The sequence below is a fragment of the Mesorhizobium sp. B2-5-4 genome (genome assembly GCF_006441095.1).
GTDB classification, from domain to species: domain Bacteria; phylum Pseudomonadota; class Alphaproteobacteria; order Rhizobiales; family Rhizobiaceae; genus Mesorhizobium; species Mesorhizobium salmacidum.
Genome location: NZ_VFUR01000013.1, coordinates 1 through 16,280, shown reverse-complemented (window position 1 = coordinate 16,280; position 16,280 = coordinate 1). Strand labels below are relative to the sequence as shown.

The following is a 16,280-nucleotide window of genomic DNA, read 5'->3' as shown; positions in this document are numbered from 1 at the left end:
CCGTGAACGGCCAAATTAGTCTTTGCTTAACCACCCATCCGTCGGCTAAGAATCCGTTTCCACCGGGAGGAAATCGATGGAAACCCATTCGCGCAGTTTCGCCAAGGCGCTTTCCTGGCGGGTGACCGGCACCATCGATACGATGATCATCTCGCTGGTGGTGACCGGAAGCGTCAAGATTGCGGCCGCCATCGGTGTAACGGAGGTCTTCACCAAGTCGCTGCTTTATTATTTTCACGAGCGGGCATGGCTGAAGGTTCCTTACGGACGTAAGTCCGTGAGCTGACGGGACCGGTGCCCAACGGATCTGGTCAAGAAAAGCTAAAGCGACCGTGACAATTTCTGGATTGCCTGCCCGGGCTATCCATGGTTTGAGCCCTGTATTTCGGGGGTTTCTGCTCATGTCGCTGCCGCTCATCGCCCTGTTCATCGCCGCCTTCGCTTTCGGCACCACCGAATTCGTCATCGCCGGCGTGCTGCCGCAGGTGGCGCAAGGGCTTGGCGTTTCGGTTCCCTCCGCCGGCTATCTCGTCTCCGGCTATGCCTGCGGCATCGCCATCGGCGGCCCGCTGCTGGCGCTCGCCACCAAGTCCTTGCCGCGCAAGACCTTGCTGCTCGGCCTCGCCGTCGCCTTCACCCTGGGCCAGGCGGCCTGCGCGCTGGCGCCCGACTTCACCTCGATGCTGTTGCTGCGCATTGCTGTGGCAGTCGCGCATGGCGCCTATTTCGGCGTCGCCATGGTGGTCGCCGTCGGCCTGGTGCGCGAGGATCAGCGTGGCATGGCGGTCGCCGTCATCCTGTCGGGCCTCACCGTCTCCAACGTCATCGGCGTGCCGGCCGGCACCGCCATTGGCAACATCTGGGGCTGGCGCGCGACCTTCTGGGTGATGGGCGCACTGGGCGTGGCGGCAACTCTGGCCATGGCGGCCCTGTTGCCGCGCACGACCGGGTATCAGGCCAAGGCGGCGAGCCTAGCCAGCGAGGTCCGCGTGCTGGCGCGCCAGCAGGTCTGGACCTCGCTGATCCTGATGCTGATGCTGATGCTCGGCCAGTTCTGCCTGTTCACCTACATCACCCCGACGCTGCTGGAGGTGACAGGGCTCGACGAAAACCTGGTGCCCTGGGTGCTGCTGCTCAACGGCGTCGGCGCCACGCTTGGCGTCTTCCTCGGCGGCAAACTGTCGGATTGGAAACTGATGCCGTCGCTGATCACCATGCTCGCCCTGCAGGCGGTGACGCTGGCTGTCATCTATGCCGTCAGCCCCTACCCCGTGCCGATGGTTGTCGCGATCATCGTCTGGGGCGGTCTCAACTTCGCCATCGGCACCCCGATCCAGACCCGCATCCTGTCCTGGACGGCCGACGCCTCCGGCCTCGCCGCCTCGCTCATTCCGTCCGGCTTCAATATCGGCATCGCGCTGGCCGCGTCGCTCGGCGCCGCCATGCTCAATGCCGGCTACGGCTATCGCAGCCTGCCGGCTGTTGGCGCGTTTGCCATGCTGGTCGCCGTCATTGTGGCTGTCCTCTCCCATCTTTGGGAACGGCGCAGCGACATCAGCCCGCCGGTACCGGCCGCCGCCGAATAACATGGCAAGGACTGTCGCCGATTTCGGCCTGACCTGCGGCACCTTGCCGACGGGCACGCACAATGCGATCACCGACGTGCCTGGCGTGCGCGTCGGTCACTGCACGCTGCGCGACGGCGACATCAACACCGGCGTGACCGCGATCCTGCCGCATGGCGGAAACCTGTTCCGCACCAAGGTGATGGCGGCAAGCCATGTCATCAACGGCTTCGGCAAGACGGTCGGGCTGACGCAGGTGCAGGAACTCGGCACCATCGAGACGCCTGTTCTCTTGACCAACACGCTCTCGGTCGGCACCTGCGCCACGGCGCTGATCCGTGACGCCATCCGCCAGAACCCCGATATCGGCCGCACCACCGGAACGGTCAATCCGGTGGTCGGTGAATGCAATGACGGTGCGCTGAACGACATCCAGGCCCTGGCGATATCGGAGGAGCATGCCCTTGCCGCGTTGGCGGACGCCCGTGAGGGCGCGGTCGAGCAGGGCAATGTCGGCGCCGGAACGGGAATGAGCTGCTTCGGCTTCAAGGGTGGCATAGGCTCGGCCTCCAGGAAAATTGCGCTTGGCGAGGGACATCATCTTGGCATTCTCGTCCTGTCGAATTTCGGCAGGCCCGGCGACCTCGTCCTGCCTGATGGACGCCGGCCCGACCCCAGGCGGCAGGCCGAGGCCGAACGCGGCTCGATCATGATCGTTCTGGCGACGGACGTGCCGCTCGAACACCGCCAGCTCGAGCGTGTGGCGCGCCGCACTGGGGCCGGCATCGCCAGGCTTGGCTCCTTCTGGGGCAATGGCAGCGGCGACATAGCCATTGCCTTCAGCACCGGCAACCCGGTCGACCACGATGAAACCCGCGATCTGGTGCCGCTGGTCGCGCTCAACGAAGCACGCATCGACATTCTCTTCCGGGCGGCGGCGGAAGCGACGCAGGAGGCGGTGCTGAATTCCATGCTGTCCGCCGAGGCTTTCACCAGCAGGGCCGGCACGCACCGCGCATCGCTCGCCGACTGGCTGCGCGACCACGCCGAAAGGCGATAGGTCTACAGCTCGATCCGGAACCGCAGGCTCTCCGCCCCTCCATAGGCAGCGTCCTCGACGAAGCGCTCGACGAGCTTGCCGCCATTGGCCAGGATCACCTTGTGCGAGGCCGGATTGCCCGGTTTGGCGGTGATCTCGACATAGGGTAGGCCCACCGCCCTCGCCTCGTCCAGCATCAGCCGCAACGCTTCGGTGGCGTAGCCGCGCTGCCGCTTCCACGGCACCACCGCGTAGCCGATGTGGCCAAGCACGTGCGGCGGCAGTTCCGCCGTGCCCTTCTGCCAGCGAAAGCCGATCGAGCCCGATGCCTCGCCGTCCCAGATCCAGCGGCGGAAGCCCGGCAGGCGCGGCACCTGCGTGCCGTCGGGCAAGGCGATGGGCGGCCCTTTGGCCTCGGGATCATCGAGGTCGGCGAGGAACGCCATGGGATTTTCTTCTATGGCCGCGAGCTGCTCGCGCGTCGCCTCCAGGAGCCGCACATTGTCCGGCGACCAGCCGCGCTCGAGCGCCGCCTTGTAGGACGGCAGATGTTCAAGCGCCGGTTTCACGATCTCGACCATGATCGATGCTTCCTGATAAACGAGGCAGGCATAACCTTCGACAGCAGGGCGCTCAAGCCGGCTGGAAGAGCAATCCGGGCGGATCGAAAATTGGGACGTTTGCAGGCCTCCGCCCCAAGCCTTGGCCCAGCATGGCAGCTTATGGATGGTTGTGCGTCGGCCTGGTCTCTTCGCGCATACTTGCCGACGCGCTAAACAAGATGTGTCTCGCCTGATGACACCCCGCGTCTTATGATCATCCTCTGGTGATTCCGCGGGGAATCACAAGGGGCTTCGGCAGGAGAATGGGTACGGTGCGGTTGAGATCTGTCCCGCTGGGTGTCGTCGTCACCCTCAGCCTTCTTGCCATCATCGTTGCCTTGACGGCATCGGCCCGGTCCTTTGCCGCGCCATCGGCCGTTCCGGCCTGGCTGGAGGCCCATGTCGGCAACGGCGATGGCCAGATCTCACAAGTCGTGCTGGAGCGGGCGCGCGCGCTTTACCTGAAGAAGGTGGCGCAGGGCGCCGTCCGGAACCCCTGCTACTTCGCCATGGATGCCACCCGTCCCGGCGATCTGGGCAATGGCGTGCTCGGGCGCCGCTACTATGTCGTATGCGAAGCCAGCCAGTCGTTTCGCGCGATTTCGTCGGGTCACGGCGGCGGCCGGAACCTGAAAGGCACCGTCGATTTTTCGAACGGCAGGCGCTGCGCGAAGAACTTCGGCAATGCCATGGATTCGGAACTGACCGCCGGCGGCGCCTACATGACCAGCGAAGCGAAGACCTCGTTCAAGGGCTTTTATCGCACTGGCGCGAAACAGGACGTGGCTTTCCAGCGCACCTTCATCCAGTTCGACGGCGAAGGCGAAGCCGCCAACGCAAGGCAGCGCGTGATCGGCGGCCACGCGGCACAGGTGCTGCGCGGCATGTGTATGCGCAAGACCCCGAACAGTTCCTATGCCGACCATGACGGCTTCGTGCCGTTCGGCAAACTGGTGGACTATGCCGGCGGCCGCAGCAATGGTTGCACCAGCTGGTCGCCGGCCGATGCCGGGCAACTCATCTCGATGGTGAAGGACAATCCGACGACGCTCTACATCTATCCGGAATCGCGCGATATCGCCTCCGTTGCCAGCGGCCATTCCGCTTCAGGCACCTACTGGAACGCATCGTGCCTGAAGGAAATCGGAAAGCCGAAATTCTGGCCGCGAAAAATGCTCGAGCCTGTCATCGCCCAGTACAAGAAGGATCATCCCGCACCACCTGCGCAGCCGCTGCCGATCTGCAAGGAGCCGTGAGACGGACCCACGGCCCTGCTCCGGCTCAGCGCAGGAAATCGAGCACGGCCTGCACGAACTCGGTGGGGCATTCCACGTTCGACAGGTGGACCGCGGGCAGCACGACAAGCTTCGCGCCGGGCACCGCGGCCGCGATCAGCTCGCTATGGCTCGCCGCCGTCACCGTGTCGTGCTCGCCGGCGATCACCAGTGTCGGCCGGGAGATCAGCGCCACCGTGCGGCGAAGGTCGGCGTCGCGAACCGCCGCGAACAGGCCGGCCAGGCCTTGCCGGTCGATCGCCAGCAGCATAGCGCGGAATTCCTCGATGACGGGTTCGTTGGCCGCCATCATGTCCGCGGGGAACCAGTTGTTGAGGAACACGTCGGCGGTTTCCGACATGTCCGGCGCCTGTCGCACGACGGCAATCCGCTCGTCGAAATAACTTGCCGGCCCGAGATGGGACGAGGTGTTGCTCAGGATCAGCCGGTCGATCCGTTCGGCCGCGTTGATGCCGAGCCACTGCCCGACGAAACCGCCCAGAGACAGGCCGAGGAAATGCACGCGCCCAAGGCCGAGCGCATCGATGAGTTCGATCACGTCGCGGCCAAGCCGGTCGAGTGAATAGGCGCCGACTGGCGTGCTCGACCCGCCATGGCCGCGAAAGTCGTAGCGCAGAACGCGGAAATGCCTGGACAATTCGCCGACCTGCCCATCCCACATATGCAGCGTGGTGGCGATCGAGTTGGACAGCACCAGCACAGGCTTCCCGGCATCGCCGTCGAAGCGATAGGCGATGCGCGTGCCGTCGCCGACAGTCACGAAATTCAGCTCACTCATGATGAAAAATCCTCCTGGAACGGTGAATAAGGCAAAGCGTAGCTGTGGACAGCTACTATCGATTGCCGGCAGTCATCTGCCGGGCCGCACCGATGAATTGGTGGTGGCGCGCCGCCGCGACCGGCCGCACGGGCCGATCTCCATCCGCCTGTGGGACCATATCCAGCAGGAAGCGCCGGCATTGCGCCGCGCGTTGGAGCCTCGGAAATCGGCCCAATAGCCAAGTCGCGGCTTGGCGTCGAGTGAGTGGAAGCCGCTGACGCGACGGTAAAAGCCCTACTGCAGCAACCCCTTGACGATGCCGCTCGCCTTGCCGAAATCCATTTGGCCGGCATATTTCTGCTTCAGCACGGCGATCACCTTGCCCATATCCTTCTGGCTGGCCGCACCGGTCGCGGCAATCGCCTCGCGCGCCGCCGCCGTGACTGCCGCATCGTCAAGCTGCGTCGGCAGGAAGCCACGGATGATCTCCATCTCGCCGCGTTCCTGCGCCGCCAGTTCCGGCCGCTTGCCGTCCTCGAATGCCTTGGCCGATTCCTCGCGCTGCTTCACCATCTTGGCCAGGATCTGCAGGATTTCCTCGTCGCTGGCAGGTTCCTTGCCGGCGCCGCGATTGGCGATGTCGCGGTCGTGGATGGCGGCCTGGATCAGCCGCAATGTCGGCAGCCGGTGCTTGTCCTGCGCCTTCATCGCGGTCTTCAGGGATTCGGCGATTTTCGCGCGCATTGCTCTCTCTCCTTCGGTCGGCGCGGACAATAGCGCCGGGGACAGGCCAACGCAAACCCTGATATGCCAGGGCAAGCCTATGATATTCCTCAATGAAATAAATCGCGACGGCATTTGGCATGATCATTGACCGCCCTGCTCCCTTCCCCTATGTACTGGGCCTTGCATGAACTGAAGCTTGGGTGCGTGGAGGCCGCGAATTCGCCGCTTCGCGCCGTTTGCCGCGCGAAGGCCCGCCGGGCTATGGAAGCGTGCGGCCTGATAGGAGTGCCGCCATGGCCGAGATGACGCCCGCCTGGGCCACTGAAAAGCCGACCGCCCTTCTGGTGCTGGCCGACGGTACCGTCATCGAGGGTCGCGGCCTCGGCGCCACCGGCTCCGCCGTCGCCGAAGTCTGCTTCAACACCGCACTCACCGGCTACCAGGAAATCCTCACCGACCCGTCCTATGCCGGCCAGATCGTCACCTTCACCTTCCCGCATATCGGCAACATCGGCACCAATGGCGAGGACATCGAAGACCTCAACCCGGCCGCCCGCGCCGGCGCTGTCGGCGCCGTGTTCAAGGCCGATGTCACCAACCCGTCCAATTACCGCACCGCCGGCCACCTCGATCAGTGGCTGAAGAAGCGCGGCATCGTCGCGCTCTCGGGCATCGACACCCGCGCGCTCACCGCGCTGATCCGCGAAAAGGGCATGCCCAACGCCGTCATCGCGCATGCGCCGGATGGCGTCTTCGACCTCGACGATCTGAAGCGGCGCGCCGCCGCATGGTCGGGCCTGATCGGGCTCGATCTCGCCAAGGAGGTCACGTCGGGCCAGTCCTCGGTCTGGCGCGAGACGCCATGGGTGTGGAACGAGGGCTTTGGCGAACAGGCCAAGCCTTCGCTGCATGTTGTCGCCATCGACTACGGCGTCAAGCGCAACATCTTGCGGCTGCTTGCCGGCCTCGGCGCCAAGGTCACCGTCGTTCCCGCCAAGACCGACGCGGAAGAAATTCTCGCCATGCAGCCCGACGGCATCTTTCTCTCCAACGGCCCCGGCGACCCGGAAGCCACGGGCGATTATGCCGTACCCGTGATCCAGGACCTGCTCAAGACCGACATTCCGGTGTTCGGCATCTGCCTTGGCCATCAGATGCTGGCGCTGGCGCTGGGCGGCAAGACCGCCAAGATGCACCAGGGCCATCATGGCGCCAACCATCCGGTGAAGGATCACACGACAGGCAAGGTCGAGATCGTCTCGATGAACCATGGCTTTGCCGTCGATGCCGACTCGCTGCCCGCGGGCGTCGAGGAAACCCATGTCTCGCTGTTCGACGGCTCGAACTGCGGCATCGCGCTGACCGGCCGTCCGGTGTTCTCGGTCCAGCATCACCCCGAGGCCTCGCCCGGCCCACAGGATTCGCATTATCTGTTCCGCCGCTTCGTCAACCTGATCCGCCAGAAGCGCGGCGAGGAATTGCTGGTGGAGCGGGCCTGAGAGACCTCGCGCCGCCCCTCATCGGAAGTGAGCTTGCCGCAACCTCGGCGCTCTTCTTCCCCGCATCGCAAATCCCTCGACCTCACGCCACCGGCCGGCCCTCACTTGCCTTCGGCTCATAGCTGGGCTCCATCTTCCACGACATTGTTCGTGACATTCATGACCGTCGCCGGTCTCGCCACCTTGGTGACGAAGACAATGACCGCCAGGACCAGGAAGCACGCACCGACCAGATAGGGCGCGCCGCCGAAGGTGACAGGCGCACTTGGCCCGGTGAACCAAGAAAAGATCGCGGTATAGAGCAGCGGCGTGATGATCGAGGTGATCGAGAAGATCGAGGTCATCGCGCCTTGCAACTCGCCCTGTGCCGAAGGCGGCACCTTGGCGGCGGCGAGGCTTCTGAGCGGCGGATCGGCCAGAGCTTCCAGGCAGCCGACGACGATCACCGCGTAGACCATCCAGCCTTGCGAGGCGAAGGCATAGCCGAAGGCGCTGGCCGCCGTGAACGTCAGGCCGATGACCGCCGTTCTCCACTCGCCGAGCCTCGGTATGACGCGCGGCAGCACCGTGCCCATGACGATCGCGCCGCACAGGCCGAAAGCGCCGAGCGAGAAGCCGATCTGCTGCTCGCTCCAGCCATAGCGGTAATTGGAGACGAACGACCACACCGCCGGATACATCATATGGCCGAGCGTCATCAGGAAGAAGACCAGCCCGATCCAGCCGATACCCTGATACTGGCGCATCTGCAGGAGCGTGCCGACCGGATTGGCGCGTTTCCACTCGAAGCGGCGGCGATGCTTTTCATCGAGCGTTTCGGGCAGGAAGAACATCGCGATCAGGAAGTTCACGAAGGCCAGCCCGGCGGCGCAAAAGAACGGCACGCGCGGGCCGAATGTGCCGAGCAGGCCGCCCAGCACCGGCCCGATGACGAAACCGACGCCGAACGCAATGCCGAGCAGGCCGAAATTCTTCGCCCGGTTCTCGTCGTTCGAAATGTCGGCGATGAAGGCCGACGTCGTCGAATAGCTGGCGCCCGAAATGCCGGCGAGCACACGCCCGATGAACAGCATCGGATAGGACCAGGCGATCGCGCAGATCAAATTGTCGATGGAGAAGGTCAGCACCGAGGCGAGCAGGATCGGCCGCCGCCCGAACCGGTCGCTCAGGCCGCCCATGATGGGCGCGAAAAAGAACTGCATGGCCGCATAGACGAAGAACAGCCAGCCGCCCTCGATCGCCGCTTCGCTGATGCCGACGCCGGTCAATTCCCTGAGAAAAGCCGGCAGCACCGGCATGATCATGCCGAAGCCGATAATGTCGAGCAGCAGCGTGGTGAAAACGAGCGCAAGGCCCCGCCTGGCGGTCTTGGGGTCGATCATGATGGGTCAAGCTCCTCTGGCCGTCCTGGGGCGCGGGCGGACGCACCTTATAGGCGAGCCGGCGAAAAGGAACAATGCGGGAACAGGCAGGAAGCTTTGATCCTGACACTCCCTGACGGCGTCTTGCCGCCAGGTCCTTATCCGAAAACGACTGCCTAGAGCGAACCACTCATCGTGTTGCAGTCCGACAGCTTGCCGCTCTTGTAGCCGCGCGTCAGCCAGGTCTGCCGCTGCTGCGAGGTGCCGTGGTTGAAGCTTTCCGGCACGACATAGCCCTGCATCTTCTTCTGCAGCGTATCGTCGCCGATCTGCTTGGCCGCGTTCAGCGCGCTTTCGAAGTCGCCCTGCTCCAATATGCCCTTTTGCCCGGTGTAATGCGCCCACACGCCGGCGAAGCAGTCGGCCTGCAGCTCGATGCGCACCGACAGCTGGTTGGCATCGGCTTCGCTCATGCCTTGGCGCATCTGGTTGAACTTACCCATGATACCGGTGAGGTTCTGCACGTGGTGACCGACCTCATGCGCGATGACGTAGGCACGGGCGAACTCGCCTGAAGCGCCGAACTGCTGGTCGAGCTGCTGGAAGAAGGTCATGTCGAGATAGACCTTGTGGTCGCCCGGACAATAGAACGGTCCGGCCGCGGCGGAAGCAAAACCGCAGGCCGAGCGGACCTGGCCGGAAAACAGCACCAGCTTGGGGTCCTCATAGGTCAGGCCTTGCGACTTGAAGATGCCGGTCCAGGTGTCTTCCGTCTCGGCGAGCACGGTCGCCACGAACTGCTTCATCTCGTCATTGGCGGGGGTGCCGCCGCTGTCCTGGCTGCCGCTATTGTCTGATATCTGGCCGCCACCACCCGGCAGCAGGCCGCCGTCGCCGCCGCCCAGGATTGCCGAGGGATCGAAGCCGAAATACCAGCCGGCCAGCACCACCAGGATGACGAGGAATATGCTGCCGCCGCCACCGGCGCGGCCACCGATCGGGATGCGGAACTGGCCGCCACCACCACCGATCCCGCCGCCGCCATCATCGCTGCGGTCGTCCTCGATATTGTCACTCTGACGACGGCCTCTCCAGAGCATGGCAATTCCTCGTGCTGCGAACTTCCCCATTGCTCCGGCAGGGCCGGCTCAACCCAACAAACAAGTATCGCAATGGTTGCTCCAAGTCACAGCATTTTTGTGGCCAGGCAGCGCCACATGGCCGCTTCACCGCACTGACCGGGAGCGCGCAAGGCCTGTCGCATCGCCGGCATTGGAAGGGGCGCCAGGCTCGAGGGAGATCAGGGGTTTCCTGTCGCTGCTGGTGGCGCTGGCCAGCGTGCGCGACACGGTCAAGCGCGAGATCGCCGACGAGCCGAAGACCAGCAAAGGAAATTAGGCCGGTCCGGAGGTTCTATCAAACGCCGAACAGTCCTAGCCGGCTTCCATGCTCCGCCAGAACTGAAGGACCGTAGCGGCGATCGCTTCTGGCGCATCTTCCTGGACGAGATGCTTGGCATCAGGGACTGTCTGAAACGTCGCGCCGGGAATGCGCCGCGCCAGCTCCCGGCCGTCCTTTACCGGGATCCAATCGTCATTGTCGCCCCAGAGGATGGTGACCGGACACCGGATTTCGCCATATCGCCACTCCACCTCCTCCGTGTATTTGTCATCCATCTGTGCGACTTGCCTCCAGAATGCCTTCTGGCCCTCGTCGCCAAGCCATGGACGCAGATAGGCCTGCATCTCGTCCTTGCGTAACAGATTGTACGTCGCGCCGTTGATATAGGCGCGCAAGATCGCTTCGTGGACATACGCGGGCAGCTCGGCAAAAACCTTCTCGTTCTGTTTGGCTGCCTGGACCAGCGGCGAGCCTTGCGGGCTGATCGCCACCGGATCGATCAGCACCAGCGAGCGAAAATTTAACCCGTTGAGCAGATGACCGCGCAGAGCGGTCGATCCGCCGAAATCATGCGCGACCACGTCGGGCCGTTCCAGCTTCCAGTGGGCACAGAGCGCCGCGAACAATTCGTTCTGGATGCCGCGCGACACGTCGCCGTCCGGTTTGTCCGACCAGCCATAGCCAAGCATGTCGAAATAGTGGACGCGTCGCTGCTTGGCGAGCCATGGCGCGATGCGGCGCCACTCGACCGAGGAGAAGGGCGTGCCATGGAGAACGACGGCGGGCGGTCCTTCCCCCATCACGCCCCAGGCGATGGAATGTCCTTGAAAGACAAAGCGTTCGGGCGGGGCCACTCGATCGTCATCTGCATCGATCCGGAATTACCGCCGCCTACTCTTTCTGCTTGGCACCGGCGCTCTTGCCGTCCGAGCTCTTCGAACGTTCCTCGAAACGATCGGCGCCTTTCTTCAGCGAATGTCCGGTTTCGGCCTCGGTCTTGCGCTCGTCCCTGGCGGCCGCCTGTTTCAATCCTGTGGCTGCCTGCTTGCCTTTTGCGGTCGGTGCCTGCTCGACGCCCATAGCTTCCTCCCTGGCGCGCAACAAGCGCGCGATGAGAGCCAACGCGCATAAGCGCCGACGGTTCCAGCAACTAAAGCATGTCGCCCGGAAGTGTCCTCGGTTCCGGAATAACGACATGCATAAAATCAGAAGCTTACGGCAGATCGGGCGAATCCTATTCGCCGCGACATGCCGCAACGTGTTCGAAAACTCGGCAATGAAGCGCCTTTCAGCGGGCCGTCATCGCCTTGCGGAACGCTTCCAGCGTCTCGGCGCTGACATGGTGCTCGATGCCCTCGGCGTCGATGCGCGCCGTCTCGGCGCTGACGCCGAGGGAGCGCAGGAAGGCTTCCACCGTCTGGTGGCGAATGCGGCTTTCCTCCGCGACTTTGCGGCCGGCTTCGGTCAGGAACACGCCGCGATAGGGTTTTCGCGACACCAGCCCGTCGGCGCAGAGCCGCGTCAGCATCTTGGCCACCGTCGGCTGGGCGACGCCGAGGCGAGCGGCGATGTCGACTTGACGCGCCTCATTGCCGTCCTCGATCAGGTCGGCGATCAGCTCGACATAATCCTCGACCAGCGCGCTGCGGCGCGCTTCGCGCGTCTGCCGGAACCCTTCCGAATGGATATCGGCATCGAGCAACGGCTCACGCGGAGCCGGTCTGTTCTTCAGCGCCAATGCGCGCTCCTCCTCGGAAGTTTAGCCGTCGCTGCTTTTATAGCACGGGCTCTGATTCTTCAGGCCGTTTATTTGCATTCCGCGAGAGGCGCAATCGGCGTCTCCGGTCGCCCGCCCTCGCAACAAGCACCGACAATGAAATATAGCCTATTGCATAATGTTGAGCCATGGCATAGCTTATGGGTATCCTCCGGAAGCCGCGGAAAGCCTTTTCATGTTAGAAGCAGACGTCACAGCCCCCCGGTCCGCATGGCGGCTCGCCAGACGGGAGGAAGACAATCAGCCCAGCCTGCGCGAGGTCAATTCCACCATCGCGGTGCCGACGTCAGGCGTCTGGTTCCGCCGGCTGTTCGCCTTCATGGGCCCGGGCTACATGGTCTCGGTCGGCTATATGGACCCGGGCAACTGGGCGACCGACCTCGCCGGCGGCGCCCAGTTCGGCTACACGCTTTTGTTCATCATCATGCTGTCCAACCTGATGGCGATCCTGCTGCAGGCGCTTGCCGCGCGGCTTGGCATCGCCACCGGCCGCGACCTCGCCCAGGCCTGCCGCGCTTACTACCCGCGCCCGGTCAATTTCGTGCTGTGGATCGCCTGCGAGCTCGCCATCATCGCCTGCGACCTCGCCGAGGTGATCGGCACCGCGATCGCGCTGCAGCTTTTGTTCGGCATCCCGCTGATCGGCGGCGCCATGCTCACCGCGCTCGACGCCTTCCTGGTGCTGCTCCTGATGAACAAGGGTTTCCGCTATCTGGAAGCATTCGTCGTCGCGCTTCTGATCATCATCTTCAGCTGCTTTGCCATCCAGATCTTCGTTGCCGCCCCGCCGGCCGGCACGATCCTGCATTCGATGTTCGTGCCGTCCTCCGACATCATCACCAACCCGGCGATGCTCTACATCGCCATCGGCATCATCGGCGCCACGGTCATGCCGCATAATCTCTATCTGCATTCCTCGATCGTGCAGACCCGCGCCTATGAACGCACCGACGCGGGCAAGCGCGATGCCATCAAATGGGCGACGATGGACTCCACCATCGCCCTGATGCTGGCGCTGTTCGTCAACGCCGCCATCCTGATCGTCGCGGCGGTCGCCTTCCACGACACCGGCCACCATCATGTCGCCGAGATCGACCAGGCCTTCCAGCTCCTGTCGCCGCTGCTTGGCTTGGGCATCGCCTCGATCCTGTTTGCCGTGGCACTGCTGGCCTCGGGCCTCAACTCGACGGTGACGGCGACGCTGGCCGGCCAGATCATCATGGAAGGTTTTCTGCGCCTGCGCATCCCCAGCTGGGCACGGCGTCTTTTGACGCGCGGCCTAGCCATCGTTCCGGTGGTGGTCGTCACCGCGCTCTATGGCGAGAAGGGCACCGGCCAGCTGCTGGTGTTCAGTCAGGTGATCCTGTCCATGCAGCTGCCCTTCGCGGTCATCCCGCTGGTGCAGTTCGTCTCCGACAAGAAGAAGATGGGCAACCTCGCCATCCCGCGCGGCGTGGCGGCATTGGCCTGGGTGGTCGCGGCCATCATCCTGGTGCTCAATTTCAAGCTGCTCTACGAGACCATGTCCGGGGTTGGCTAAGAACCTGACTCGAAATTAAGATCCATCATAACCGGTCTGCGCAACAGTATCGCAACGAAGGCAATTTGCATCCAGGCGAGGGCCGATTCGATTGTGCCCTCGTGCGCGCCGATATCGGCTTGCGACCGCGCCGCTTGTATAGCGCTCACGCACCATATTATATCGTTCTCGGTCGGCTTCGGCATGTACTCCTACCGCTATTTGGCCAGCTGCCATGATTGAGCTTTCAGCATGGGTTTAGACCGCAAACCGCAGGTACGCCGGACAACGCCGCCGTCGGAAAGTATCATTGCGAGTTGGTACGAGAACGCCAGTTCACTTGATAGCTACAGCATTGACTTGAGTGCATCGGAACAGTCGAGCATGCGCGAGTTGGCGACGCGGACACTCGTCAATCCACCCGTGTGGCAAAAGGCGTTGATCGCGCTGCGCGACGCCATGGTTATGCCCTTCGGCGTCAAAACCTCCGACACGGTCAGGACGTTCCAGGACAGCCGTGAACGGGTGGACTTCTTCCCGGTGCACTGGGAGGGCAAGGACGAAATCGTGCTCGGTACGGATGACCGACACCTGGACTTCCGTCTATCTCTGCTCCGACGCCATTCTCCAACAGGCACGTTGATCATCGCGACAACCGTTGTGCATACCCACAATGCCTTGGGCTTCACCTATCTCAACGCGATCAGGCCTTTTCATCACCTGGTGGTCAGGGCCAACCTGGCACGCTGTGCACAAACGCAAATGCAGTAGAGCTGCGGGAACCTCGAATTTCAAACGATGAACACGGCGGGGAGCTCCCGCCCCGTGCTTCTTCTCACACAGTCCGGCCGCAGATGGTCCCGCGACAAATCGGCGATCCGCGCTATCTTCCCCTCGTCATGACCGGGATCGAAGATTTCAGGAAATTCTACGCGCGGCTGATGGCCGCAAATGCCGGATCGCCCGATCCGCGCCTGCAGACGGTCTTCGCCGAAGTGCCGCGCGAAGCCTTTCTCGGCCCCGGACCGTGGACGATCATCGCCGGCAACGGCAAGATCACGACGCCGAGCGCCGATCCGGCCCACATCTACCAGAACGTGCTGGTGGCGCTCGACGACGACAAGGGCATCAACAATGGCGAGCCGTTCCTGCACGCCATGTGGATCGGAAAGCTTGCGCCGAGACCCGGCGAGGCCGTTTGTCATATCGGCGCCGGCACCGGCTACTACACTGCGGTGCTGGCCAGGCTGGTTTCGCCGGGCGGCACCGTCACCGCTTTCGAGCTCGACAAGAAGCTGGCAGAGCTGGCCCGGCAAAATCTCGAAGCCTACGGCAATGCGACTGTTGTCCATGGCGATGCCGTGACTTCGCCCCTGCCACCATCCGACATCATCTATGTCAACGCCGGTGTCGTGGCCCCTCCCGCCGGATGGCTGAAGGCGTTGCGCCCCGGCGGCCGCATGATCTTCCCGTGGCGTCCGGCCGAGCGCGTTCCGTTCGCGGTGATGGTGACCCGCGGCGAAAAAGGCTTCGCCTGCCACCCGTTCATGCGCTCGTGGTTCATCCCTTGTGTCGGCGCGTCGACCGCCGACTCCGCCGCGAAGATCCCGACACGCGAAGAGGCCGCGCGCAGCCGCTCGATCTGGCTGATCGAGGATAGGCAGCCAGACAGCACCGCTACGGCAATCTTCGAGCATGTCTGGTTCTCGTCGGAAGCCCCGAGCGCGCGTGATTAAGCATCGGTGGCGAACCAGATTCGCGGCCGCTGTCGGGATGGGCGCGGCTGGTCCGTCCTAGGACTGAAGTCCGGCCGCGATGGCGTGGACGAAAGCAAGGGAGAGCACAATGAGAAGGATCACCGCCGCAACCTTCGTCAGCCTCGATGGCGTCATGCAGGCACCCGGTGGACCGGAAGAAGATCCGGTCGGCGGCTTCAAATTCGGCGGCTGGACTTTCCACTACTTTGACGAGGAGGCGGGCGCGGCAATGGATGACCTATTTTCCAAACCCTTCGCCCTGCTGCTCGGCCGCAGAACCTACGACATCTTCGCCGCGTATTGGCCGTACCAGAAAGATCCGATCGCGGATGCCTTCAACCCCGCGACCAAATATGTGGCGACGCATCGGCCGGACACTCTGACCTGGCAGAACACGCAGTCGCTTGGGCCCGATATCATCGCGACTTTGCGCCGGCTCAAGCAGGAAGATGGACCTGACCTGCTCATCCAGGGATCTGGCAATCTCATTCAGACTTTGCTCGCCAACGGGCTGATCGACGAGATCCGGCTGATGACGTTCCCGGTGTTGCTGGGCAAGGGCAAGCGGCTGTTCGGCGATGCCGCGATGCCGGCCGCCTTCAGGCTTGTCAAATCGCAGGCTTCCACCACCGGCGTCATCATGGCGACCTACGAGCGCGCGGGCGAAATCGAGGTCGGCTCCTTTGTCACGGGCAAACCCTCCGACGCCGAACTCGAACGGCGCAAGAACTGGAAGTAAATTCGACCTCTGGTATCAAGCTGGAACACCCCTCATCCGACCTCGCTTCGCGAGGCCACCTTCTCCCACAGGGGAGAAGGTGGAGCCTGGCGCATTCGGCTCTGCCACTCTCCAACATTGGCAATTAGCCATGTCATCGATGACTCTTCCTTCTCCCCTTGTTGGGCCTGTTGCGCAATTCTGGCATTGTGATTCACTTCGATTATTGCTCGGAGGGATTTGCGATGGCGGTGAAGCGGA

The 16,280-nt window shown here is 63.5% G+C and carries 19 protein-coding genes and 1 pseudogene; 11 read left to right on the top strand and 9 right to left on the bottom strand.

Features of this window, described 5'->3' with window-relative positions:
* The first annotated feature begins 76 nt into the window (after positions 1-76).
* From FJ492_RS17430 to FJ492_RS17420, 3 genes are all read left to right on the top strand, one after another.
* On the top strand, positions 77-286 hold the full coding sequence (locus tag FJ492_RS17430; RefSeq protein ID WP_140752089.1) for a DUF2061 domain-containing protein: 210 nt from the start codon (positions 77-79) through the stop codon (positions 284-286).
* Between the two features lie 115 nt (positions 287-401).
* Positions 402-1,586 (top strand): MFS transporter, encoded by a 1,185-nt coding sequence (locus FJ492_RS17425; RefSeq protein WP_140717241.1) that lies wholly within the window; start codon positions 402-404, stop codon positions 1,584-1,586.
* Between the two features lies 1 nt (position 1,587).
* Positions 1,588-2,625: a P1 family peptidase gene (locus FJ492_RS17420; protein ID WP_140771170.1), complete on the top strand. Its 1,038-nt coding sequence runs from the start codon at positions 1,588-1,590 to the stop codon at positions 2,623-2,625.
* Positions 2,626-2,627: 2 nt separating this feature from the next.
* Here FJ492_RS17420 and FJ492_RS17415 read toward each other — a convergent pair whose 3' ends face one another.
* The gene (locus tag FJ492_RS17415) at positions 2,628-3,185 is read right to left on the bottom strand and encodes a GNAT family N-acetyltransferase (protein ID WP_140771168.1); all 558 of its coding nucleotides are present in this window, start codon (positions 3,183-3,185) and stop codon (positions 2,628-2,630) included.
* Positions 3,186-3,478: 293 nt separating this feature from the next.
* On the opposite strand from FJ492_RS17415, the gene FJ492_RS17410 reads away from it, so the two are divergent.
* Entirely contained in the window at positions 3,479-4,462 is a 984-nt protein-coding gene (locus FJ492_RS17410; RefSeq protein ID WP_140771166.1) for a hypothetical protein, read from the top strand.
* 25 nt (positions 4,463-4,487) lie between these two features.
* Here the strand turns inward: FJ492_RS17410 and FJ492_RS17405 are convergent, their stop codons facing one another.
* Positions 4,488-5,279, bottom strand: a complete 792-nt coding sequence (locus FJ492_RS17405) for an alpha/beta fold hydrolase (RefSeq protein ID WP_140771164.1) — start codon at positions 5,277-5,279, stop codon at positions 4,488-4,490.
* A gap of 46 nt (positions 5,280-5,325) precedes the next feature.
* Between FJ492_RS17405 and FJ492_RS29235 the strand changes: the two are divergent.
* Positions 5,326-5,499: pseudogene (locus FJ492_RS29235) on the top strand (LysR family transcriptional regulator); the annotation flags it as partial.
* Between the two features lie 56 nt (positions 5,500-5,555).
* Here the strand turns inward: FJ492_RS29235 and FJ492_RS17395 are convergent.
* Complete coding sequence (locus FJ492_RS17395) at positions 5,556-6,005, bottom strand: GatB/YqeY domain-containing protein (RefSeq protein WP_140713766.1); 450 nt, start codon at positions 6,003-6,005, stop codon at positions 5,556-5,558.
* A gap of 275 nt (positions 6,006-6,280) precedes the next feature.
* Here FJ492_RS17395 and carA point away from each other — a divergent pair, with 275 nt between their 5' ends.
* Complete coding sequence (gene carA / locus FJ492_RS17390; RefSeq protein ID WP_140771162.1) at positions 6,281-7,486, top strand: glutamine-hydrolyzing carbamoyl-phosphate synthase small subunit; 1,206 nt, start codon at positions 6,281-6,283, stop codon at positions 7,484-7,486.
* 116 nt (positions 7,487-7,602) lie between these two features.
* Here the strand turns inward: carA and FJ492_RS17385 are convergent, their stop codons facing one another.
* Complete coding sequence (locus tag FJ492_RS17385; protein ID WP_140752075.1) at positions 7,603-8,868, bottom strand: TCR/Tet family MFS transporter; 1,266 nt, start codon at positions 8,866-8,868, stop codon at positions 7,603-7,605.
* Positions 8,869-9,023: 155 nt separating this feature from the next.
* Positions 9,024-9,947, bottom strand: a complete 924-nt coding sequence (locus tag FJ492_RS17380) for a neutral zinc metallopeptidase (RefSeq protein ID WP_140771160.1) — start codon at positions 9,945-9,947, stop codon at positions 9,024-9,026.
* Between the two features lie 172 nt (positions 9,948-10,119).
* Between FJ492_RS17380 and FJ492_RS29485 the strand changes: the two genes are divergently transcribed.
* A complete protein-coding gene (locus FJ492_RS29485) occupies positions 10,120-10,245 on the top strand; it encodes a hypothetical protein (protein WP_281408171.1) in 126 nt (41 codons plus the stop codon).
* A gap of 35 nt (positions 10,246-10,280) precedes the next feature.
* Here FJ492_RS29485 and FJ492_RS17375 read toward each other — a convergent pair whose 3' ends face one another.
* From FJ492_RS17375 to mntR, 3 genes are all read right to left on the bottom strand, one after another.
* A complete protein-coding gene (locus FJ492_RS17375; protein ID WP_246676048.1) occupies positions 10,281-11,102 on the bottom strand; it encodes an alpha/beta hydrolase in 822 nt (273 codons plus the stop codon).
* A 37-nt stretch (positions 11,103-11,139) separates the two neighbouring features.
* Positions 11,140-11,328, bottom strand: a complete 189-nt coding sequence (locus FJ492_RS17370) for a hypothetical protein (RefSeq protein ID WP_140505111.1) — start codon at positions 11,326-11,328, stop codon at positions 11,140-11,142.
* A 208-nt stretch (positions 11,329-11,536) separates the two neighbouring features.
* Positions 11,537-11,986, bottom strand: a complete 450-nt coding sequence (mntR, locus tag FJ492_RS17365; protein WP_140717219.1) for a manganese-binding transcriptional regulator MntR — start codon at positions 11,984-11,986, stop codon at positions 11,537-11,539.
* 214 nt (positions 11,987-12,200) lie between these two features.
* Here mntR and FJ492_RS17360 point away from each other — a divergent pair, with 214 nt between their 5' ends.
* From FJ492_RS17360 to FJ492_RS17345, 4 genes are all read left to right on the top strand, one after another.
* The gene (locus FJ492_RS17360) at positions 12,201-13,565 is read left to right on the top strand and encodes an Nramp family divalent metal transporter (protein WP_140771156.1); all 1,365 of its coding nucleotides are present in this window, start codon (positions 12,201-12,203) and stop codon (positions 13,563-13,565) included.
* A gap of 231 nt (positions 13,566-13,796) precedes the next feature.
* Positions 13,797-14,315, top strand: a complete 519-nt coding sequence (locus FJ492_RS17355) for a DUF2867 domain-containing protein (protein WP_140771154.1) — start codon at positions 13,797-13,799, stop codon at positions 14,313-14,315.
* A 128-nt stretch (positions 14,316-14,443) separates the two neighbouring features.
* Complete coding sequence (locus FJ492_RS17350) at positions 14,444-15,280, top strand: protein-L-isoaspartate O-methyltransferase (protein ID WP_181166672.1); 837 nt, start codon at positions 14,444-14,446, stop codon at positions 15,278-15,280.
* A gap of 109 nt (positions 15,281-15,389) precedes the next feature.
* Positions 15,390-16,040 carry a dihydrofolate reductase family protein gene (locus FJ492_RS17345; RefSeq protein ID WP_140771149.1) on the top strand — a complete coding sequence of 217 codons (651 nt, stop codon included), beginning with the start codon at positions 15,390-15,392 and terminating at the stop codon, positions 16,038-16,040.
* Between the two features lie 32 nt (positions 16,041-16,072).
* Here FJ492_RS17345 and FJ492_RS28975 read toward each other — a convergent pair.
* Positions 16,073-16,280, bottom strand: a 208-nt coding sequence (locus FJ492_RS28975) for a hypothetical protein (protein ID WP_210241541.1), incomplete at its 5' end; no start/stop codon positions are given.